Below are 22,459 nucleotides of genomic sequence, written 5' to 3' on the forward strand. Positions count from 1 at the left end.
AGTATCGCCTCACTTTTCTATATGTCAGCTTTGGCAGCATCTATTTTGGATGACTTATTCTTTTTCCATTTTTTTATCATAAATAATCCCTCCATAGCTGCAAGCAAAATAAACATTGCAATAATTGCATCCACTAGGGATTTAGGAACTCCTGTAAATCTTTCCATGCCTAGTGCTCCCGATTTCAAAACAGCTAAAAACAAAGCTAAAACTGGGATCATTTTTATATTATTTCTTGCTATTAATGAAGCCAGCATACCATCAAAGGCAATCCCCGGTGAAAAATTATCTAAAAAGTGACCATAGATTCCCATTACTTCAATGGCTCCTGCTAATCCACCAATAGCTCCACTCATCATCATCCCTATTACCATCGTCCTCTTTGCATTAAAGCCCATATAATCTGAATAATTTGGATTCAATCCAACACTTCTAAGCTTATATCCTATAGTTGTATGCTGAACTAGCCAGTAAACAAGTATAAGTACAGCAATTGCAATAAACAAACCTGTATTAGCTCGGCTTGGCTTTAATATTTTTGATAGTAAAGCTGTAGACTCCATATTAGGTGTTTGAGGAACCCCTGTTTTTGCAGATAGGGGATTATTTACAAGATAAGATGTAAAAAATATGGCTACATAATTTAGTAAAATAGTTGTACATACTTCATTTACCTTGTAATATGCCTTAAGTAATCCTGGAATAGCTGCCCATAGACTTCCAACCACCATAGCAAAACCAATACATATTATAATATGAACCCCTTTAGGAAGTCCTACAATTGAATAGCCTGCCCATGCTGCAGCAATAGCACCTAGATATAATTCTCCTTCAACTCCTACGTTAAAGACTGCAACCTTAGCTGACACTGCAAAAGCCAAGGCCGTTAACAGCAAGGGTACAAAGCGCTCTAGGGTTCCACCAAAATTAAATTTCCCAGCAAAGGCCCCTTTAAATAGCTGAATATATGCTTCAATGGGATTAAATCCCATAAAGATAATTACAACACCCCCAACTAGAAGTGAAATTATAATGGTAAACAATGTATTAAGATATTGATTTTTTGTCATCTAATTCCCCTCCAGTCATTAATAACCCTACCCGTTCCTCTGTTGCTTCAGAAGCTTGGAGGATTCCTGTTATTTTTCCTTCATACATGACAACAATACGATCAGATAAGGATAGGATTTCTTCTAAATCGGCTGATACTAATAAAATAGCCGTCCCTGCTTCCTTTGCTTGATTTAAGGTTTTCCGAATAGCTTCAATAGCTCCAATATCTACACCTCTAGTAGGCTGGGCTGCAATCAATAGATCGGTATGCATATCTACTTCCCTTGCCACAACAATCTTCTGGGCATTACCTCCCGATAAGTTCTTTGCTGAAATATCTTTATTAGAAGGACGTATATCAAAATCCTTAATCAATTTTTCTGCATATTTACCTATTTCTTTTTCATTCATCTTTATCCAAGTAGCATAAGGATTTTCATTTAGTCGATTGCCAATTAAGTTTTCTTGTATACTAAAATCTCTATTTAGCCCTCTTACATTTCTATCCTCTGGAATATGGGCAATTCCTGCTTGTCTAATCTTAAGGGGTGGTAAATTTTTAATGGATTTTCCTTTAAGAAGAATATCTCCCTTTTCCACCCCACGTAATCCTGTTATTGCTTCCACAAGTCCACTTTGTCCATTGCCATCTACTCCTGCAATCCCTACAATTTCTCCACTTCTAACTTCAAAGGATACATCCCTTAATTTTGAAATTTCCTTTTCTCCAGAAACATAAATATTCTTTACCGATAAAACTGTATCTCCTATCTTTGGTGCTTCTCTTTTTATATTTAAAAACACTGCTCTCCCTACCATCATCTTTGCAAGCTCTGGAATAGAAGTATCTTTTTTATTTACAGTGTCAATATATTCTCCATGTCGCATGACCGTTATACGGTCACTTATCTCCATAACTTCATTTAGTTTGTGGGAAATAAATACAATGGATTTACCGTCATTCTTTAATGAATTTAATATTTCAAAGAGCTTTACAGTTTCCTGGGGAGTTAAAACTGCTGTGGGCTCATCTAATATAAGAATATCTGCTCCCCTATATAGAGTTTTAATTATCTCTACTCTTTGAGCCTCTCCTACGGAAATATCTATTACCTTTTTATTGGGTTGAATCTCAAGTCCATAGCTTTCTATGTAATATTGAATTTTTTCACGGGCCTTTGCAAAATCGATCCTATTGTTTTTTTGTGGTTCAAAGCCTAAAATAATGTTTTCTAAAACAGTCAATTCCTTTACCAGCATAAATTCTTGATGAACCATTCCTATACCGTAATTAATTGCCTGCTTTGGATTTAATTCTTCTAACACATTTCCCTTTACTTTAATAGTTCCTGAGTCCGGTGCATACATTCCATATAAAATTTTCATCATAGTTGATTTCCCCGCACCATTTTCTCCAATAAGGGAGTGAATTTCCCCTGGATAAAGGTCAAATTTACCGTTGTCAATTGCTTTTACATTGGGGAAGCTTTTGTTTATTCCATTCATTTCAACTAATTTAGCTGCCAATTTAGTCCCTCCAACTCTATTCGCTCCTTTTAAAAGAGAACGAAGATATGAAATTTATAATACTTTAGAGTTGTTACCTTAGGATTGAAGTGATTCTTAGGAAAATTATGTCCTTAGAATCACTTCAATTATTTTAGAAATTTGCATAATTAATATTATGTAATTTCCTCATTTAGTCCTTATAAAAAGTTTATTTACTTCTTCTCAAAACCTGGATAAGATTCTACTTCAATTTCTCCGCTTTTTACTTCTTCTGTTAATTCCTTTATCTTGTCAAGAATATCCTGAGGAAACTTATCTCCTAAGGCTTCCTTCATAACAGACATATCTGTTAATCCAACACCACCATTAGATATGTCCATATTTACTACTTCTCCACCTTTGAATGAATCCTTTGCAATAGATTCAACCATTAAATAACTAGCTCTATCCACACGCTTTAACATAGAAGTAAGTATACTTCCCGGATAAACATTATCCTGATTTAAGTCAACACCTATTGCATAATTTCCTGTTTCCTTAGCTGCTTCTAAAATACCATTTCCAGTATTTGAAGCAACATTCATAACAATATCTGCCCCTTGGCTGTATTGTGCTAGGGTTAATTCTTTTCCCTTTAATGGGTCATTAAAGGTTCCTGCAAAGGAGGTTAAAATTTTCATTTCTGGATCTATATGCTTTGCACCTTGCTTATAGCCTACTAGGAAATCATGAAGTACAGGAATATCCATTCCTCCAACCCATCCTATTATCTTTTCAGAGTTCACATTTGGTATATCGGTTTTTTGTGTGAACATTGCTGCTGCAGCACCTGCTAGGAAGGATCCTTCATTTTGGGCAAATGTTGCTGACATAACATTAGGCTCATCTACTACGGCGTCAATAATACCAAATTTTACATCGGAAAATTCTGAAGCATGCTTTTTAATAATGTCCTGAAGCTGTGTAGAAACTCCAATAACAATGTCATAATCGGCTGCTGCCATGGCCACCAAATTAGATTCCCAATCGGAAGGCACTTTAGATTCCATAACCTTTACTTCAAGATTAAAATCCTCCTGGGCCTTTTTAATTCCTTCATATGCAGAATCATTAAAGGATTTATCCCCTAAAAAGCCTGCTAAAACCAATGCTACCTTAATAGGTTCCCCTGACTCCTTAGCTTGTCCATTTTCCTGGGATGTATTTGCTTCTTCTGTTTTTCCACTACATCCTGCCATCATAGATACTACTAATAAAACTGCCATTAACAATGCAATACCTTTAATTTTTTTCATTTTTCTTCCCCCTCTTCTTAATTACTAAAGATATTCTTAGACTTATTTAAAATTTCTATTGAAATTTCACCTCCTTATAAATATTAGCTGAGTCAAATATTCATTAATAAAACCTTTTCCTGCTTTATAATATTTTCTTGTTTTTGATAAACTATAAATCAATCTTTGTATCGCTCTTGTTCATAATTTCTTCAACTTCTTTTCTCATAGGTAATGATGTTTGGGCACCTTCCTTTGTCACTGTAATGGCTGCTACATGGGTAGCAAAATTTATAGCCTCACCTATCTCTTTTTCTTCGGCCAAAGCAACAGCTAAAGCCCCTGTAAAAGAATCTCCAGCAGCGGTTGTATCAATAGAATCAACCTTTATTGCTTCATGGAGCTGCTTTATACCCTTATTGACAAAGAAGCTTCCCTTGTCTCCAATGGTTGTAATTATATTTTCTACACCCCTTTCCATCATTTTGTAGGATGCAGATTCAATATTGGAAATGGTATCTGTTTTTTGACCAGTTAAAATTGCCAATTCTGTTTCATTAGGCGTTAATATATATGTATTCTTTAAAACATCCTCTGATAAGTCACATGCAGGAGCAGGGTTAAATATAACCTTAACCCCCTTTTTATTACATAAATTGATCACAAATTCTACTACATTTAAGGGGATTTCAAGTTGAATTACACAAAACTCAGCAGAATCAAACAAATAATTGAATCTTTTTACCTGCTCTACACTTAATTTTTCATTGGCCCCTGCATATACTACAATATTATTTTCTCCCTTATCACTCACATATATATAGGCTGTACCCGTTTGGGTATTATCATCAATCTCAATTCCCTCTACATTTACCCCACTACTTTTTAAATTTTCAAGGGACTGCTTTCCATATTCATCATTTCCTACTCTGCCTATCATAGAAACATTTCCATCTAAACGAGCAGCAGCTATTGCCTGATTTGCACCTTTTCCTCCACCAAAGCTTTTAACATCCTTTGCCAATATAGTTTCTCCAACTGCCGGTATATGGGAAACCCTAATTACCATATCCATGTTTATGCTGCCAATAACTAAAATGTTTTTCAAATTATCACCTCCTATCAATAGCACATGTGCTTTGACGTATAATTAACTGAGGCTTAAAGCTAACTATTTTTTTCCTTACCTTTTTTCCTTCAATCATATCTATCAGCATTTTAGCTGCTGTAGCTCCCATATCATAGGTAGGCTGTTTAATTGTTGTTAGCTGAGTCTCTAGCATCTGGGATATAAGTATATCATCAAAGCCTACAATAGAAATATCCTGTGGTATTTTATATTCACAAGCCTTTATAACCTTGTAGGCCCCATAGGCCATTAGGTCATTACATGCAAATATACTAGTAATCTTTTTTTCTCTTAGCAGTTCTTCTGCGGCTTTCATTCCACCATCCATTTTGTAATTGCTTTCAACAACGAAGCTTTTATCTAGTGTAATATTGGCATCCATCAAAGCTTTTTGGTATCCTTCATATCTCTCAATTGATGTTTTAGTATGTAAAGGACCTGTTATACAACCAATTTTTCTATGGCCTAAATCAATCAAATGCTTAGTTGCAATATATCCGCCCTCAAGATTATCTAAAAATACACCCTTAATATCCTTTGACTCTATAAATCTATCCATCATAACTACAGGAATACCACTTTTTATTAAATCAAGTATATGTTCATACTTAGGAATAGAAGCAAGTGTAAATATAATTCCATCTACATATTTTTCTTTTAAAGCATTAATATATTCACTTTCTTTATGCAAATCCTCATCGGTATTACATAGAAAAACATTATAACCATAATCATTAGCACTATCCTCTACTCCTCTAGCAATGTCGGGGAAAAAAGGGTTTGATATATCTGGAATAATGAGTCCAATAGTTTTAGTCTTTTTAGTAACAAGGCCTCTAGCTAGGGCATTGGGTTGATAATTAAACTCCTTTACCAAATCTAAAATTTTCTTCCTTGTACTCTCACTTACACCTTCGCTTTTATTGTTAATAACACGTGATACTGTAGTAGTAGAAACGTTTGCCATTCGAGCAATATCTTTAATTGTAACTCCCATATTTATTCTCCTCACTAGATTAAACGTTTTAGTTAAACGTTTTCGTAAAACCTTTAACTAAATGATAATTAATTTTTTAGTTTTTGTCAATAGTCATTTATACATTTTATTAAAAATATCGACAAAAACTTATATATCTAGACATTTATCATTATATAAGATCTTAAAAAACTATGGCTAGCAGCCTTTAATAGCTGCCAGCCATATATATTAGCTTACAGTACTTCCACTTTCGATATCTGCTGTAACAAGCTTCAACTTTCTTCCTGCAGTTGCTGCTAAAATCATTCCCTGGGATTTTATTCCTCTAAGCTTTACAGGTTTTAAGTTGGCTACAAGAATTACCTTCATACCTACTAAATCCTCTGGAGTATAATTTTGTGCTATTCCTGATACTACCTGTCTAGTTTCATCCCCTACTTTAATCTTTAACACCAGCAATTTATCTGCCTTTGGATGCTTTTCGGCTTCTATAACCTCAGCAACCTTTAAATCTACCTTATCAAAATCATCAATTGTGATTTCTGGTTTAACTTCTTTTTCTATCTTTTCCTCTTTCTTTTCATTCTTTTGTTTTTTTGATGCTTCGGCTTCAATTTCTTTTAATTTCTTTTGTATATCTATACGGGCAAATAAAATTTCCTGCTTGCCTACCTTAGACCCAATTTCTATGCCATTAAACTCAGAAAGACTTTCAAGGCTAGTTTTTGTAGTATTTAATTGTTTAAATATTTTTTCTGAGGTCTCAGGTAAGAAGGATTTAAGCATTACCCCTGAGAATCTTATGGATTCCAATAGGTTATATAGTACTGCTGCCAATCTATCCTTTTTATCTGGGTCTTTACCTAAAATCCAAGGCATTGTTTCATCTATATATTTATTACTCCTTCTTAGAAGCATAAATATTTCACTTATTGCATCGGCAACTTTCAAATCCTTCATCTTAGCTTCGACTTTTTTTGGTGTTTCAAGGGCAAGATTTATAAGCTCATCATCTATAGCTTCCTTTTCACCTGGCTTTTCTACCCTTCCATCAAAATATTTATTAACCATTGTAATTGTCCTATTAACAAGGTTTCCCAATATATTAACAAGGTCTGAATTTATTCTTTCCATTACCAGCTCCCAGGTTATTGACCCATCCTGAGCAAAGGGCATTTCGTGCAAGGAATAATATCTTACTGCATCTACTCCAAAATGTCTAGTTAAATCATCGGCATATATTATATTTCCCTTTGATTTACTCATTTTTCCTTCTCCAAATAGCATCCATGGATGCCCAAAAACCTTTTTAGGCAATGGTATATCAAGAGCCATAAGCATAATAGGCCAGTAAATTGTGTGAAATCTAAGTATATCCTTACCTATTAAATGTAGGTCAGCCGGCCAATATTTATTATATCTTTCTCCATGATTTCCTTCTGTGTCATATCCAATTCCAGTGATGTAATTAGATAATGCATCTATCCACACATATACCACATGCTTTTCATCAAAGGTCACGGGTATTCCCCATTTAAAGGATGTTCTTGATACACAAAGATCTTGAAGACCTGGCTTTAAAAAGTTATTAATCATTTCATTTTTTCTGGATTCAGGCTGTATAAAATCAGGATTTTCTTCAATATGCTTCATTAATCTATCCTGATATTTGCTTAGCTTAAAGAAATATGCTTCTTCTTTAGACTCTTTAACAGGTCTGCCGCAATCAGGACAATTCCCATCTACTAATTGGGATTCTGTCCAAAAGGATTCACAGGGTGTACAATAAAGCCCTTCATATTCTCCTTTATAGATATCTCCCTTATCATAGAGTTTTTTGAATATTTTTTGTACTCCCTTTTCATGGTAATCATCAGTAGTTCTTATGAATTTATCATAGCTGGTATTCATAAGATCCCATATTGATTTAATCTCCCCTGCTATTCCATCTACAAACTCTTTTGGGCTTTTCCCAGCTTCCTTTGCTTTGATTTCAATTTTTTGACCATGCTCATCTGTTCCTGTCATAAAGAAAACATCATATCCCTGCTCTCTTTTGTATCTGGCTATTGCATCTGCAAGTATAATCTCATATGTATTTCCTATATGAGGCTTTCCAGATGTGTAAGCTATGGCGGTTGTAATATAATATTTACCTTTACTCACTTTAAATTCCTCCTTGTGTATAGATTAATTCGTTATGCTAGTTTCTATATGGGGAATTTTAATATTTCCTTTTCCTTCATGCTATAAACCTGTTTTTTTATATAGCTTTTCAAGGAAAAAACAGGTTCATAAAAATCACTCAAATGAAATATTAAAACTCCCTAAGTTATATTTAAAAGTAATAAATTTGATTTACTAGCACAACAAGTTGAATTAACTGTTTTACTGGAATATTTATATAGATTTACTATATAAAATAAAATTTTAAACATCAAAAAACCCCGTCCCCATAAAGGGACGAGGATATCTCGCGTTACCACCCTAATTCATTATTATGTTACCATAATAACCTCGGCAAGTGACTAATTATCACCTTGCATTTTTAACGGCTGCAAATCCGACCTGCCCTAATGTAGATATCAATTTCAGACAGATAGTTCAGGGGCCATGTTCAGCATACTTTTTAGTACCGGCTTTCACCTCTTCCAGCTCTCTATAACTAAATTCATATACCTACTCTTCCCATCATTACTTTTATTAAATATTTATGTTTAGTATACTATTGAATATATATAATTATACATATTTTGTCAAGGTTTATGGGGCGAAAATATTTGGAAATTTATCTTTATTTTATTTTCAGTATAAATATTAATTTTCCAATATTTTTTTCATCTTTAATTGCTCATTTCATCCTTCCAATTTTCAAATCCCTCTAAAACAGCATCCTTAGTCTTTTGAGATATTTCGGGCAGTGATCCTCCCCATGCCTTTTCTGCTTCTTCAAACCCCTTTAGAAATGCTTCCTTTAGCATATCTGCTTTCTCTGGATTTCCTCCCGAAAGGGTTTTTGCAAACTCTAATATTCTGTCTGCGGTTTTTGAAGCACTCCAATAGCCACCTTCTGATACATCAATTTTAGCTTGCTCAATCATTTCAGGTTGTATTTTATTTTCTTTATCCTTTAATATAGCTTCTAAAGCAGTTTTATATGTGGTATTCTGATTACCAATAGAATCCTTTGCCATTTTCAGAAAGCTGCTTTTCATTCTTTCATCCAGTTCCATTTTCATACGTTCTATCTTACTTTTATCAATAGTATATTTCTTAGTTTTTAAATGGGAATAATCAGAGCTTGTTTTATTGTTTTCTTGCTGTTGTCCCTTTTCATAAACTACTTTTCCGTTTTCTTTGTTTAAATTGGACTTTTCCTTAGCTTCTCTTTTGTTTTGAGTCCTCTTACTTAAGGAACTATAATTTGAAATACAATTACCAATTTTCACTTGTTTATCCTCCTTAATGCTAAATATTTACAAATCTCCTCTTATAAGATTTATCGGTTCTTTATCTCATTTATTTAATATTATTTGACTGAATAAATTGAATAATTACATCTCTAATATTTATTGAATATAAAAAAACAGACAAATTAGTTAATTTACAACTTGTCTGTTTCTCTTGACTATGTTTAATTGTACATAAGCTTTTAGCAATTATTAAAATGGCTGTATCGTACCATTAGATATTAATACCAAAGATATCACTGCAAATGCTAATATGATTATAAATGTTAATTTTTCCCACCATTTTTCAAAGATTATATTCCCATTCTCTTTTCTTGACTTAGTATATACAATAGTTCCCGGGATATATAATATCGCCGTGATTAACATATATTCTAGTCCGCCTGAATATATAAGCCATAATGAATAAAGGGTTCCCAATAAAGCAACTATGAAATTATTTGTTTTTTCACTCTTAGAAGAATTTTCAAAGGTTTCATTTGTTATAACTAATTTTAAATAATAAGCAGCACTTAGTAGATAAGGTATTAATACCATACTAGCAGAAAGTGTATAGAATATTTGATATGTACTTTCGTTTAGATAAGTTATTATTAAGAATAGTTGTATGATTCCATTTGTAAGTAGCAGTGCATTCACTGGTGAATTGTTTCTATTTTGTTTTTTAAAGGCCTTATTAAAAACACCATTTTGTGCTGCCACATAGGGAAGTTCTCCTGCTATGATTGTATATCCAAGTGTAGATCCTGCAAGGGATACTATTACTCCTATATTTATTACAGCAGCTCCCCACTTTCCTACAACACTTTCTAAAATATAGGCCAATGGAGGGTTCTTTAAAGCTGCAAGTTCAGGAGTTGTCATTACTCCCATACTCAATATAGACACTAGTAAATATATTAGCAAAATACCTAAAAAACCTCCAACAGTAGCCTTTGCTACATCTGTATTTTTCTCTGCTCTACCTGAAATAGCCACCGCTCCTTCAATGCCTATGAAAGCCCACACAGTAGTATACATGGTGGCCTTTATTTGTTCCATTAATGGCATTCCTCCTGTCTGTCCCCAGAAATTTTCTTTAAATATGGAAAAGTCAAAGGATCTAAAAGCCACTAATGCAACAACAAATATTAGTATTGGTACAAGTTTTCCCAGTGCTATTACAAGGTTTACGCTTGCAGCTTCTTTTACTCCCTTTAATACTAAAAAATGCATAGTCCAAATCACTAAAGATGCACAAACTATTGATAATAAATTATTTCCTTGTCCAAAGGCCGGTATAAAATATCCAATAGCTGAAAAAAGTAAGGTTGCGTAGGAGACATTGCATAATAAAACACTTATCCAGTATCCCCATGCTGAATTGAAACCTATATATGTTCCAAAACCTTCTTTTGCATAGGAAAATATTCCACCAGTCAGCTCTTTTTTTCTCAAAGATAACCCATAAAAACACATTGTAAGTCCTAACATTCCAATTCCACAAACAGACCATCCTATAAGCACAGCTCCGGTATTTGCTCCATTTGCCGCCATATCACCTGAAATACTAAAAACTCCTCCACCTATTGTTGAGCCTATTACTATACCTATAAGTCTTATCAAATTCAGTTTATTACCCTGTAAAGATTGTTTTTCTACTGAATCCATTTTCTAACCTCCCATAGTTAGCACACTTTCTCAGTATCCTCAATCAATCTCATGAAAACGTTATCCTGCTAGAAATAGCTATATCTAGAGTTCCTAGTAAAATTAAATTTATAGATATTCAAGCAAAACAGTTAATTTATACATATCAAAAACTCCTAAGAACCTTGAGTATTTTGATATGTATAAATTAAAATCCTTAGGATCTCTATATCTTAATTTACTATTTGTTAATTTAAACCAGATATATAGAACATTTAGAATCTTAATGATAAGCAGCTTAATCCACCATCTACCTTTCTATATTCAGAGGTATCCACTAACTTAACTTTGTAACCTGCATCTTCAATTTTCTTTTTAGTCTTTTCATATCCCGCAGGTATTAAAACATAATCATTTACCCATATACAATTAGCTGCGTAAAGTTCATCTTCATCAATAACTATTTTATTAAATTTCTCAAAAATTGGATTATCCACAAACTCTCCTGCAACTAATAAATTATTATTTTCTAGATATGCAAGTCCTGTTTTTAAATGAAGAACTTTTTCCAAAGAAACTGCAGAACCTGTTAATCCATATTTTTCTAATATGTTTATAAATTGTTTTGCTCCCTCTTCATTGGTTCTAGCTGAAAGCCCAACATAAAAATGATCTCCAACCATCATTACATCTCCGCCCTCTATTGTTCCTGGGTCCTTTATATATTCGATTTTACTTTCATCATAATATTTCTTTAAAACTTCGACTATTTCATTTTTTTCTCCATTCCTAGTCTTTGCCCCTGGATTAGTTACTATAGCGCATTTTCTATTAAGAACTGCCACATCTTCTACGAAGCAAGAATCCGGATAATCTTCTAATGGCTCTAATACTTCTACCTTTACTCCACATGATTTAAGAGTTTCTACATATGTTTCGTGCTGCTTAAGTGCTTTTTCGTAAATAGGTTTTCCTAGCTCCGGTGCAGAAGTAATTCCCTCTGATATAGATTTACCTGGTTTTCTTACTATAACATTTTTAAACATTTAATTACCTCCCCAATTATATATTATATATAATATATTGTATACAATAATATTAGCACATATTTTTGAAATTGTAAATACTTTTAGAGTTTTCTTAAAAATTAATCTAATATGTATATTTTTATAGGTATTTGAGGGAATTCCATAATTCTAACTTGGCTGGGTTGCATATGCGAATATTATCCTTAATTTAATTATTTAGAATTAAATATATTTCGATGGTATGTCTTTGGAGATTTTTAAACTATATGTAGTAGATAGTTTTTACAGAAGGTAATTATGCAATTTGCTCATTTAAGTGAAGACTTTAAGGTCCAATAAATTTCAAATAAAAAATACAGGGGAAATAGTATATATATATCTTACTATCTACCCTGTATTGATTTTACTTTGTTTAATTATAATATAAATATACGCCTTTAAAAGTTTTATTGGCGTATACTATATAGATGTGTGACTGAGAAACTAAAGAAACGGAAGTAGACTCTGAGGTTTCCTTGCGGGCGATTTTTATAAACCAGTTTATCCTTTTTCTTTAATTTAAATAAAAACTGGTTTATAGCATGAGCCAAAAGGATTCTCAGTGGCTACTGGAGTTAGTTAAATTTCTTAATCACATATCTATATAGATGTACATCAATAAAACTTTAGAAATGAAGATATCGTTGATAAAATAAAATTCATAATTATACATTTTCTTCACTTAAGCAAAAACAAATCCTAATACTCCAGACATAATAATTAAAACTATTGGATGAATTTTTGACTTTAATGATAATATTAAAATAAAAACACTTATTATTATTGCAATATAATTAATTGAAGATAAAGATATTATCCCTTCTTCAAAAAAGGATGTTTTAGCTATAAAAAATGATGCCGATATTATAAGGCCAGCGATAACAGGCCTTACACCATAAAATATAAGCTTTGATAAAGGGCTATTACTATTTCTAAAGAAAAAGCCAGATATAAGAAGTATTATTAATAAAGATGGAAGGGCAACTCCTAAAGTGGCTACAATAGAACCTAAAACCCCTACTGCTTTAGCACCAACAAAGGTGGCGGAATTTACAGCTATGGGACCAGGGGTCATTTCTGCTATTCCTATAATTTCAACAAATTCTGAAGGTGTTAACCATCCGTGGGATTCTATTTCCTTTGATATTAAAGGTATCATTGCATAGCCCCCTCCGAAACTAAATAATCCTATTTTAAAAAAAGAAATAAATAATTCGATATATATCATTTGGATCTAGTCCTTTCATTAAAGATAAATATTCTTAGGGTTTAATAAATATGAAATAAAAATGCAGTAGCCTTTATTATTTTCTTTCAAATTTATTTATCTACATTAGTGAATTTTTCAATTTTATCAGGTATAAATTTATATATTAATAATCCTGGCAACGCACCTGCCAATATAATAAATATAGGATTTATATCAAATATAACTACAGCAATGACAGTTGCAATAGTAATCATAAGGGTTAATTTATCCTTTATTGCAGTTTTACTTATCTTTATTGATGCCGTTAAAATCAGAGCTACTACCGAAGCCGTTATTCCTACAAAAATAGCCTTTACCTGTGGCAAATCTGATATTTTAGTAAAGATACCAGCAATCACTGATATAATTAGAAAAGAAGGTAAGACCACACCAAAAGTTGAAGTTAAAGCACCTCTTTTTCCAGCTATTTTATAGCCTATTAAAGATGAACTGTTTATGGCAATTGCTCCAGGTATTGATTGGGCTATTGCAAATAAATCAACTATTTCTTCTTTTTCCACCCATCCTTTCTCATCAACCATTACCTTTTCTATTAAGGGAATCATTGCATATCCACCTCCAAAGGTAAAGGCACCGATTTTGAAAAATATAAAAAACAATTCAAAATATCTTTTTATACTATTTTCTTTGCCCATTATGTCCTCCTAACATTTTAACCAAAACGGTTAAAAGTCTATAATTTTATTCTTACTTTAAATAATATATTATTCAAGATATAAAGTCAACGAATTATAAAAACTATGTTTGTTCAATTTAAACTTCTTGCTAATTTGGTCATAAAAGTATAAAATTAGATTGAGGTGAAAGTCATGGATCATTATTATGAAAATATAAAGGAATTGAATAGTGAATCAAAAACGATTCTTTCAATTGTTCAAAAAAAGGGTCCCTTATCAAAAAAAGAACTGACCATCCTAACCGGATACAAACTTACTACCTTAAATAGATTTATGAAAAAGCTCCTTCAGATTAAATTAGTTGAAGAAGTAGGTACTAATGATTCTACTGGTGGAAGACCTTCATCGGTTTATGATATAAATAAGAAGGATTTTTATGTTATTGGAGTTGATATTTCAAGGCTCTACACAAAAATTTGCTTGAGTAATTTAAAAATAGATATAATAGAATGTATTGATTTTAAAATGGACAACAAAAGTACTCCTGAAAAGGTTATTAGTAATATTATTGATATTATATGTCAATTTGAAAAAAAATATAAAAATAAAACAATATTGGGAGTAGGCATTGGAACTGTTGGTCCCATAAACAGAGATAAAGGTATAATCTTAAACCCTAAAAACTTTCCTTGTGAAGGCTGGTACAATATAGATATTGTAGATATTATTAAAGAAAAAACTTTCCTTCCAGTTATATTGGACAATGGCTCAAATTTAGCAGCCTTATCAGAATACTATTTTGGAAGTGGCAGAGAATTTGATAATATAGCCTATTTTAATTGTGGGGTGGGAATAAGAACAGGAGTTATTATTTCCGATAAAATTATAAGAACAATAAATGACAATGAAGACTCCTTTGCCCATATGGTTATAGATGTAGATGGGAAAATTTGCAGCTGTGGCGCTAAAGGATGTATAGAAAGTATCTGCAGTATAGTATCTATAGTAGATTCTTTTAAAGACAAGGTTAAAAAAGGAAGCAAAACCCTTATTGATAAACCTTTAGATGACATAGATTTTACAGATATTTGCTGGGCTGCAGAAAACTCCGATGAAACCGCTAGTAATGTTATTTTACATGCCGCCGAGGTAATGGGAACGGGTATTTCTAATTTTATTAAAATATTAAACTTGGATTATATAATAATGAATGGGCCTTTAGTAAATAACTCTATTCTATTTTATAATAAAGTAGTTTCCACTGCCATGGACAATTATTACAAATTGTATAAAAACCCTATTTATTTTAATCGTGGCGGTAAGTTTAACCAAAATTCAATAGCCCTTGGGGGATGTGTTAATATTATTAAATTTTTATTTAGGAAAGGATAGGTGCTAATAATGCCAGAATTAAGCTTTCTCATAAAACCTGCTTCTAGCTCATGTAATTTAAGCTGTAAATATTGTTTTTACCATTCCTTATCTGAGCAAAGGTCTGTAAAAAATTATGAAATGATGGATCTTAAGACTTTAGAAATTATTGTGAAAAAGGGACTGGAAGAAGGAGAAAGAAAGGTAAATTTCTCTTTTCAGGGCGGTGAGCCAACCTTAGCAGGTCTAAATTTTTTTAAAAAGCTTATAGAGTATCAAAAAAAATATAATTTCAAAAAATTAACTATAGAAAATTCAATTCAAACAAATGGAATTTTAATAGATGAAAAATGGGCTGAGTTTCTCAGTATTAATAATTTTCTAGTAGGATTATCCTTAGATGGTCCTAAGGATGTCCATGATATGCATAGAATTGATAATAACAATAAGGGTTCCTATAACAGGGTTATGAAGGTAGTAGATTTATTAAATAAGCATAAAGTACAGTATAATATCTTATATGTTGTAACTAAGTATTCGGCCAAGCACGGAAGAAAAATTTATAATTTTTTTAAAAAACATAAGTTTAGATACATTCAATTTATACAGTGTCTGGATGCTTTAGGAGAAAATTTTGGCACAAACCCATATTCACTTGATCCTAAAATTTACGGTAAATTTTTAATTGATACCTTTGATTGTTGGTATAAAGACATAACCGAAGGCAAGTACATGATGAGTATTAGATATTTTGATAATATTGCAAGTATGCTTCTAGGGAATATGCCAGAAGCCTGTGGAATGATGGGAAGCTGTTGCTGTCAGTTTGTAATTGAATCAAATGGAAATGTGTACCCCTGTGATTTTTATGCCACAGATGATTATTTGATGGGAAATATTAAAGAAATGGACTTTAAGGAATTGTACGAATCAGAAACTGCTAAAAAATTTATAACCGACTCCTTACCAGCAGATGAAAAATGCATCCAGTGTAAATATAAGAATATATGCAGGGGTGGATGCCGAAGACATAGAGAACCCTTTAAAGATGGTAAGCCTGTATTGAATTATTTTTGCAGTTCCTATAAAACTTTCTTTGAATATTCTATACCTAAATTTCAAAGAATTTTATAGTAATAATGAAACAAATTTACCCGTTGTGCTAGTTCCTATATAGGGAGTTTTACTTAAAAGCAAAAAATTTGATTTACTAGAACAACAGATTAATTCAAGTTTTAAGATTGTTTAAACAGAAAAAACCAAAGTGATAAGTAAAAATTCACTTTGGTTTTTTTGCTAGTTTGGCAACTGCTCATAGTCATTTCTATCCTTTGAGCTTGGAGAAATACATTCTTTTTTGTTTACCTTAGCCTTCTTTGGTATTGGTATATCTTTCTTTAAAATAGGATCATCTGTTTCCACCTGCCAATTATATAATTTTTCCTTTAGTTCCTTTATAATTTTCTTATAACCTTTATTATTAATTAAATTATTCCTTTCATATGGGTCAAAATACAAATCGTAAAATGCTTCCATAGGCTTTTTTATACTTTTAAGACCATTATTTAAAAGAAATTCTTTAGGTGATGAATCATCAATATTGGAATAGTTAATTTTGTTATAATCATCATAATATTTTATATACTTATATCTTTTGGTTCTTATGCTTCTGGCTGGCTCATATGAGGTATGATAATTTATTTCAGCAAAAACTTCTTCTCTAACCTCTTTTTTTTCATCTTCTAATACATCAGCTAGGGATTTCCCTTGGAGCCATTTTGGTCTATCAATCCCTAAAAGATCACAAATCGTAGGAAATATATCAATATGTGAAACCAATGAATCAGTTACCTTTCCCTGGCGGTTTTGTTTTGGATTTCGTATTATTAATGATACTCCTATTCCTGAGTCCAGTAAATTGCATTTATTAAAGGGGTTTGCAATGCCGTGGTCAGTGGTGAATATAATTAATGTATTATCATACAATCCATTCTCCTTTAAAGCCTTAATTACTATATCTATGCATTTGTCAGCATACTTGGCAGATGTATGATATTTCGCTGTATCTTTTCTATTTTCTTCATTATCAAAGGTTAAATAAGGAAGTGAAACATATCTTTCATCTATTGTATCATCTATTTCAGTGGGATAGTCTCTATGGGTTGCAAACATTCCAAAGGAAAGAAAGAATTTTTTATTTTTAGCTTCCTTTATATAATTTGCTGCGCTTTTGGCATTTTCCAAATCCCAAAACACCAAGTCCTCATTGGCCCTTTTCTTATAATCTTCAGTTATATTTTTACTGTATCCTATAATTGGTACAGCTATATGGCTTTCTGTACAGCCAGCTGCTTCATGCTGAACTCCACATAAAACAGTTTCATAGCCATATTCCTTTAAATAATTAGCTAAATGCATTTTATAATCCTTTAATTTAAATCCCCTATGGGCAAGGCCATACATTCCATTGTTATGGGGATATGTTCCAGTTAATAATGCAGCTCTACTAGGTGAACAAGTAGAACCTGCACAGTAGGCATTTCTAAACACAATACTATCCTTTGCAAGCTCTAATAAATTGTCGGTGGGAACATTGGCTCCATAGGGACTTAAAAATCTACCTGAATCATGGGTGTGAATATATATAATATTCATTCATACACCTCCATTTTTAAAATCTTAAATTCTCTTTTTCTTAATATACATAGTTGTTAAAACTAGTGGAACTGCAATAGTTATAACACTTTGAATCAAATATAAAGGTAAACCCTCTCCTATAAAATAAAGTATTCCTGGAATTCCTGCTGCACCCATTCCTGGGGCTGCCAAGCCTATTAAAGTCGAAAACATACCACCTACTGCACTTCCCAACATTCCAAATAAAAATGGAACTCCATATACTAAATTTGTACCAAAAATTGCTGGTTCTGTAATTCCAAATAACGCTCCCACCGTTGAAGCAACTGAGCTTGATTTTAGCTTTCTATCCTTAGCAAATAAAGCGAAGGCCATACATGCCCCTGCTTGTCCTAAAACTGAAGCATTACGAACTGGCTGGTATAAATTCATTCCAAATTGTTCTAGGAAATTAATATCAATTACCCATAGGGCATGATGTAATCCTGTTATAACTAAGGCCTGCTGTAATCCCCCTACTATAAAACCACCTATACCAAGGGGTATTGTGAATAAAAATCTAAATGCTGAAACTAAAAGTCCTTCTAGTATTTGAACAATTGGTCCTATTCCAAATATGATAATGAAGAATGATATGGCTAGTGTCAATATAGGTGTTAAAATCATATCAACTACATTTGGTATAATTTTTCTAATTTTTTCTTCAGAAAAAGAAACAAGCCATCCTGCAACTACTGCAACTAATACGGAGCCATGATAGGATTTTAAAGCAAAATTTATACCTAATAAATCCACCATCAACGGGTCAACTTTTCCTCTACCTACTGCCCCAGCTGCCGGCAAATTTGGACTTATAAGCATTAATCCCAGTACAATTCCTAGAGCAGGTGATCCTCCAAATTTCTTAGTGGCAGACCAGGCAACTAATGCAGGTAAAAATGCAAATCCTGTATCAATTAAAATAGCAAGAACTTTATACCATGAAGAGTCAGCAGTCAAAATGCCTGCTCCTAATAGGTATGACCTTACCCCCATTAATACACCACTTGCCACTATAACTGGTATAATAGGTATAAATATATCTCCAAACAATCTACTTATTCTTTGAAAAGTATTTCCTCCCTCAGCTTTAATTTCTTCCTTGCCCTCTGCCCTAAAAATCTTATTAACTTCTTTATAGACTTTGTTTACTACTCCTGTTCCAAAAATAATCTGCAGCTGTCCTGAGGAATCGTTTACCCCCTTTACAAATTTAAGCTCCTTTAGCTCCTCATCCTTTACCAGTGATCTGTCTGCAAGGGTCAGTCTGAGCCTAGTCATACAATGGGCAACGGATTGTATATTGTCTAGTCCCCCGACCTTTTCAATTAATTCTTTTGAAACCGATTGAAACTCGTTCATCTATTATTCCCCCTTATATATTTTTTGTGTCAAAAGCCATATGGCTTTTGACATTAGAATGGACTTTTTATCCAAATAGGTGAACTCCATGCTATATCACCATTTTTTTGTATAACCTTTATAAAGATATTATCTTCTTTAGATTTTAAGTTTTTGAATTCATATTTATAATTAACCCTATAGGCATCTAAGGGACTGGCCTTGTGTAATAAGAACTTATATGCATTATGCCACCATGGGTCTTCTCTGTAATATTTATCAAAATCAAATCTATCCTTTAACAGTTTATGGACCTTATCTTCCTGAGCTTCTAAAATTGATTGATTTAATAATTTTCTTATGGAAACATTATATTCTTTGCCGTCAATATTAAACATCAGGCTATTATCAATATGGTCTTCTATCTCAAAAATTATTGATTGATTTTGTATATAAGGAGTTAAATAATTTTTTTGTGATAATTTAGCATCTCCTTGAATACTCTTTCTTGTTATAATTTCTGCTTTAAACTTCTTTTCTTCATTAACCTTGATCTTTGACCCTGGAGAAGTCCACAGTTTTTCAATATTAAGAATTTTTCCCTTTGTTTCTAAAGAAACATTCCACAATTTTTCTTTAATATCAGGGAAAACCCTTCTATCGGGGCCCCAGCCAAGCTCTAATTCAAATTTGAATCGCACTACATCTTTTAGCTTCTTTTCTTCCCATTTACCATTATGGACAAAGGTTTTTTCTGGGGTTCCATTTCTTATAATTTCTATCCTATCTATTGCACTACTTCCAATTACATTTATATCAACAATATTATTTTCCTCTGCTGTTATTTCACTGCCCATAATTTCGTTGTTTATTCTATAATCCAGTAAAATTCTACTTCTACTGACACCATAGGTATGTCTGTTGAGAATTGCATTAAATAAGCTTTCTCTATTATACTCATCTGAAATTACCGCCATAAATCCATTCCCGCTTATAGCAGGGCAAACATGATTGTCACCACTTGCAATTATCCCAACCTTTATTCCCTTTTTTAATGCATATAATACCGTTCCCTCTTCACTTCTTGGTCCCATATGAATATGAACATTTAACGGAATATTTGAATCACTTGCCTCAGAGCTTCCGTGGGAAGAATATATTTCTACTACTGGGGATATTGATTCATTATGGGTATCCCAATTTTTACCACGATGCCCACTTTTATATCCTGGATGATGGGGTATAGCAATTGAATCCTTTGGGGTTAATTCATCACACAATTCTTTATATTTTAAGGGCATTTTCATATCACCTTCTAAATCTTTATAGAAGACATTATGATCTCCATCCCTTCCATCACCCTGCCATTCATATCCCATATATAAAATAAAATCATCATCCTTGCCTTTACAAAACTTCCTCAGCCTTTCCCAATCATTTTGATGTTTTTCCGGACTATGTGTATCTTCATAATGAAAGCCTTTTTCATTTGTTTTTACAAAATAGGGATAATAAACCGGTGCCCAAAAATCCAACATATCCTTTGCAAAATCATACCAACTGTCTAAATCATCAATATGCTTGCTGTGTACATTGGTATGGAAATCACTCCAATAAATATTCTTCATTATTTCACCTTCACTTTCTTAATTTAGGCCAGTAATTGATATTTGCTTCTATCATTTCACCTAAAATATTCTTTGCTGTATCTACATTTACAATTGTTCTATTTAAAATTAAAGCCTTTAATGCAGCATCATAATCATTATTGATTAATGCATCTACTGTTAATTTTTCATAGCCGTATTGATTTTCCATAAGAGCTTTATAAAATGTATCTATTTCACCTATATGCATTGGCTCCCATCCATTTGAGTTTACTATACATGGAACTTCAACCATTGCATCCTTAGAGAAGTTAGAAATAATTCCATTATTTTTTGTTATTATTAAAAAGGTTTTGTTTTCATTGTTTATAATTGAAGTAGCAAGCTCAACAATATATGTTCCATGGACCCCTTCTTCTAATCCCGATCCTTTTATGGTTTTGTTATCTATAACATATTTAGATATTCTTTCAACTTCTTTTAATCTATTGTCCATAACAGCATTTGCCCTTGTATAATTTTTATCTTCCTTCTCAACCATTTTCTTAGGATAAAAATAATATTGTAAATAGGTATTTGGAATATGACCTTCGATATCCTTTACCATTACACTTAATTGGTTAAATGTATTTACCCAATCTTTATCCTTTTTTAATTCCTCTGGCATCAAGGAGCCATCCTTTAACATTTTTTTAATTTTAGGTAAAAGGTCTACTCCCTTTTCATCATATAAATTAGTAAACCATCCGAAATGGTTGAGTCCAAAATATCTGGGAGACAAGCTTTGCCTCTTGACTCCTAGGGCTTCGGCAAATCCCTCCATAATTGCTATTGGCATATCGCATATATTAATTAATCTTTTATCATTTGGGAAAAATCTTTTTGTTGCCTCTGCAACTATGGCTGCTGGATTAGAATAATTTATAATCCAGGCCTTTGGAGAATATTTTCTAATTCCATTGACTATATCAATTACATCGGGAACTGATCTGAGTCCATAGGCAAATCCACCGGCTCCACAGGTTTCTTGACCAACACAGTCATATTTTAAAGGAATTTTTTCATCCTTCTCACGCATTTTTAAGCCACCGGAACGAATTTGCATAAAGGCAAAATCGATTTTATCAAAGGCCTTTTCAGGCTTGTTACTTATTTCAACCTTAACTCCATCCATTAATTCTTCAACCATAATTTTTGTTGCTTCATAAATTAAAGCTGTTTTTTCTAAATCAATATCATAAAGTACAATTCTTTTTATTGGAAGTTTATGTTGATAGTCACATAATGTTTTTATCATTGGTAAAGTATAAGTACTTCCACCGCCACATATTGCTATTGAGTATTTCATGAAACCACTCCTTTCAAGGACATTATATTATAGTCCATAAGGATTTAATATATTTTTAAGGCATTTAAAAAAAAGTTCCGACAATTCGAAACTTTTTACTGGAATATCTATATGCAATT

General features: G+C 32.3%; 17 protein-coding genes and 1 other annotated feature. Of the genes, 2 read left to right on the forward strand and 15 right to left on the reverse strand.

The annotated features are described in order from the left end of the window. Positions 1–17: 17 nt before the first annotated feature. The 11 genes from B5X81_RS18995 to B5X81_RS19045 all read right to left on the reverse strand — a co-directional run bounded on the left by B5X81_RS18995 (position 18) and on the right by B5X81_RS19045 (position 14,015). Entirely contained in the window at positions 18–1,070 is a 1,053-nt protein-coding gene (locus B5X81_RS18995; protein WP_079493986.1) for an ABC transporter permease, read from the reverse strand. Next, the gene (locus tag B5X81_RS19000; protein ID WP_330397416.1) at positions 1,048–2,580 is read right to left on the reverse strand and encodes an ABC transporter ATP-binding protein; all 1,533 of its coding nucleotides are present in this window, start codon (positions 2,578–2,580) and stop codon (positions 1,048–1,050) included. The genes B5X81_RS18995 and B5X81_RS19000 overlap by 23 nt, the downstream gene beginning before the upstream one ends. A gap of 194 nt (positions 2,581–2,774) precedes the next feature. Then, a complete protein-coding gene (locus tag B5X81_RS19005) occupies positions 2,775–3,857 on the reverse strand; it encodes a BMP family lipoprotein (protein ID WP_079493988.1) in 1,083 nt (360 codons plus the stop codon). 151 nt (positions 3,858–4,008) lie between these two features. Beyond that, the gene (rbsK, locus tag B5X81_RS19010) at positions 4,009–4,944 is read right to left on the reverse strand and encodes a ribokinase (RefSeq protein ID WP_079493989.1); all 936 of its coding nucleotides are present in this window, start codon (positions 4,942–4,944) and stop codon (positions 4,009–4,011) included. A 4-nt stretch (positions 4,945–4,948) separates the two neighbouring features. Next, entirely contained in the window at positions 4,949–5,962 is a 1,014-nt protein-coding gene (locus B5X81_RS19015; protein WP_079493991.1) for a LacI family DNA-binding transcriptional regulator, read from the reverse strand. Positions 5,963–6,172: 210 nt separating this feature from the next. Further along, positions 6,173–8,110 carry a methionine--tRNA ligase gene (metG, locus tag B5X81_RS19020; protein ID WP_079493992.1) on the reverse strand — a complete coding sequence of 646 codons (1,938 nt, stop codon included), beginning with the start codon at positions 8,108–8,110 and terminating at the stop codon, positions 6,173–6,175. Between the two features lie 290 nt (positions 8,111–8,400). Beyond that, positions 8,401–8,648: a binding site (T-box leader), on the reverse strand. A 139-nt stretch (positions 8,649–8,787) separates the two neighbouring features. Beyond that, positions 8,788–9,393: a hypothetical protein gene (locus B5X81_RS19025; protein WP_079493994.1), complete on the reverse strand. Its 606-nt coding sequence runs from the start codon at positions 9,391–9,393 to the stop codon at positions 8,788–8,790. A 213-nt stretch (positions 9,394–9,606) separates the two neighbouring features. Further along, positions 9,607–11,064 carry a basic amino acid/polyamine antiporter gene (locus tag B5X81_RS19030; protein ID WP_079493995.1) on the reverse strand — a complete coding sequence of 486 codons (1,458 nt, stop codon included), beginning with the start codon at positions 11,062–11,064 and terminating at the stop codon, positions 9,607–9,609. Between the two features lie 254 nt (positions 11,065–11,318). Continuing rightward, the gene (locus tag B5X81_RS19035; protein WP_079493997.1) at positions 11,319–12,089 is read right to left on the reverse strand and encodes a dimethylarginine dimethylaminohydrolase family protein; all 771 of its coding nucleotides are present in this window, start codon (positions 12,087–12,089) and stop codon (positions 11,319–11,321) included. Between the two features lie 703 nt (positions 12,090–12,792). After that, positions 12,793–13,338 (reverse strand): chromate transporter, encoded by a 546-nt coding sequence (locus B5X81_RS19040; RefSeq protein WP_079493998.1) that lies wholly within the window; start codon positions 13,336–13,338, stop codon positions 12,793–12,795. A gap of 92 nt (positions 13,339–13,430) precedes the next feature. Further along, complete coding sequence (locus tag B5X81_RS19045; RefSeq protein WP_079494000.1) at positions 13,431–14,015, reverse strand: chromate transporter; 585 nt, start codon at positions 14,013–14,015, stop codon at positions 13,431–13,433. Positions 14,016–14,189: 174 nt separating this feature from the next. Here B5X81_RS19045 and B5X81_RS19050 point away from each other — a divergent pair, with 174 nt between their 5' ends. Together B5X81_RS19050 and B5X81_RS19055 are read left to right on the forward strand one after the other, a co-directional pair. Then, positions 14,190–15,389: an ROK family transcriptional regulator gene (locus tag B5X81_RS19050; RefSeq protein ID WP_079494001.1), complete on the forward strand. Its 1,200-nt coding sequence runs from the start codon at positions 14,190–14,192 to the stop codon at positions 15,387–15,389. 9 nt (positions 15,390–15,398) lie between these two features. After that, a complete protein-coding gene (locus B5X81_RS19055; protein WP_079494003.1) occupies positions 15,399–16,502 on the forward strand; it encodes an anaerobic sulfatase maturase in 1,104 nt (367 codons plus the stop codon). Between the two features lie 162 nt (positions 16,503–16,664). Here B5X81_RS19055 and B5X81_RS19060 read toward each other — a convergent pair whose 3' ends face one another. From B5X81_RS19060 to B5X81_RS19075, 4 genes are read right to left on the reverse strand one after another with little or no spacing between them, the layout of a single operon-like run. Beyond that, positions 16,665–18,023: a sulfatase family protein gene (locus B5X81_RS19060; RefSeq protein ID WP_079494004.1), complete on the reverse strand. Its 1,359-nt coding sequence runs from the start codon at positions 18,021–18,023 to the stop codon at positions 16,665–16,667. Positions 18,024–18,047: 24 nt separating this feature from the next. After that, positions 18,048–19,406: a PTS transporter subunit EIIC gene (locus B5X81_RS19065; protein ID WP_079494005.1), complete on the reverse strand. Its 1,359-nt coding sequence runs from the start codon at positions 19,404–19,406 to the stop codon at positions 18,048–18,050. Between the two features lie 53 nt (positions 19,407–19,459). Further along, positions 19,460–21,013: a CehA/McbA family metallohydrolase domain-containing protein gene (locus B5X81_RS19070; protein WP_079494007.1), complete on the reverse strand. Its 1,554-nt coding sequence runs from the start codon at positions 21,011–21,013 to the stop codon at positions 19,460–19,462. A gap of 10 nt (positions 21,014–21,023) precedes the next feature. Further along, positions 21,024–22,340: a family 4 glycosyl hydrolase gene (locus B5X81_RS19075; RefSeq protein WP_079494008.1), complete on the reverse strand. Its 1,317-nt coding sequence runs from the start codon at positions 22,338–22,340 to the stop codon at positions 21,024–21,026. Positions 22,341–22,459 lie beyond the last annotated feature (119 nt).

This window comes from Maledivibacter halophilus, from assembly GCF_900167445.1.
GTDB classification, from domain to species: Bacteria; Bacillota; Clostridia; order Peptostreptococcales; family Caminicellaceae; genus Maledivibacter; species Maledivibacter halophilus.

Coding starts and splice junctions, on each gene's coding strand:
- B5X81_RS18995 (WP_079493986.1), bottom strand. CDS start 1,070: ATGACAAAAAATCAATATCTTAATACATTGTTTACCATTATAATTTCA.
- B5X81_RS19005 (WP_079493988.1), bottom strand. CDS start 3,857: ATGAAAAAAATTAAAGGTATTGCATTGTTAATGGCAGTTTTATTAGTA.
- B5X81_RS19015 (WP_079493991.1), bottom strand. CDS start 5,962: ATGGGAGTTACAATTAAAGATATTGCTCGAATGGCAAACGTTTCTACT.
- B5X81_RS19030 (WP_079493995.1), bottom strand. CDS start 11,064: ATGGATTCAGTAGAAAAACAATCTTTACAGGGTAATAAACTGAATTTG.
- B5X81_RS19035 (WP_079493997.1), bottom strand. CDS start 12,089: ATGTTTAAAAATGTTATAGTAAGAAAACCAGGTAAATCTATATCAGAG.
- B5X81_RS19040 (WP_079493998.1), bottom strand. CDS start 13,338: ATGATATATATCGAATTATTTATTTCTTTTTTTAAAATAGGATTATTT.
- B5X81_RS19045 (WP_079494000.1), bottom strand. CDS start 14,015: ATGGGCAAAGAAAATAGTATAAAAAGATATTTTGAATTGTTTTTTATA.
- B5X81_RS19050 (WP_079494001.1), top strand. CDS start 14,190: ATGGATCATTATTATGAAAATATAAAGGAATTGAATAGTGAATCAAAA.
- B5X81_RS19055 (WP_079494003.1), top strand. CDS start 15,399: ATGCCAGAATTAAGCTTTCTCATAAAACCTGCTTCTAGCTCATGTAAT.
- B5X81_RS19060 (WP_079494004.1), bottom strand. CDS start 18,023: ATGAATATTATATATATTCACACCCATGATTCAGGTAGATTTTTAAGT.
- B5X81_RS19065 (WP_079494005.1), bottom strand. CDS start 19,406: ATGAACGAGTTTCAATCGGTTTCAAAAGAATTAATTGAAAAGGTCGGG.
- B5X81_RS19070 (WP_079494007.1), bottom strand. CDS start 21,013: ATGAAGAATATTTATTGGAGTGATTTCCATACCAATGTACACAGCAAG.
- B5X81_RS19075 (WP_079494008.1), bottom strand. CDS start 22,340: ATGAAATACTCAATAGCAATATGTGGCGGTGGAAGTACTTATACTTTA.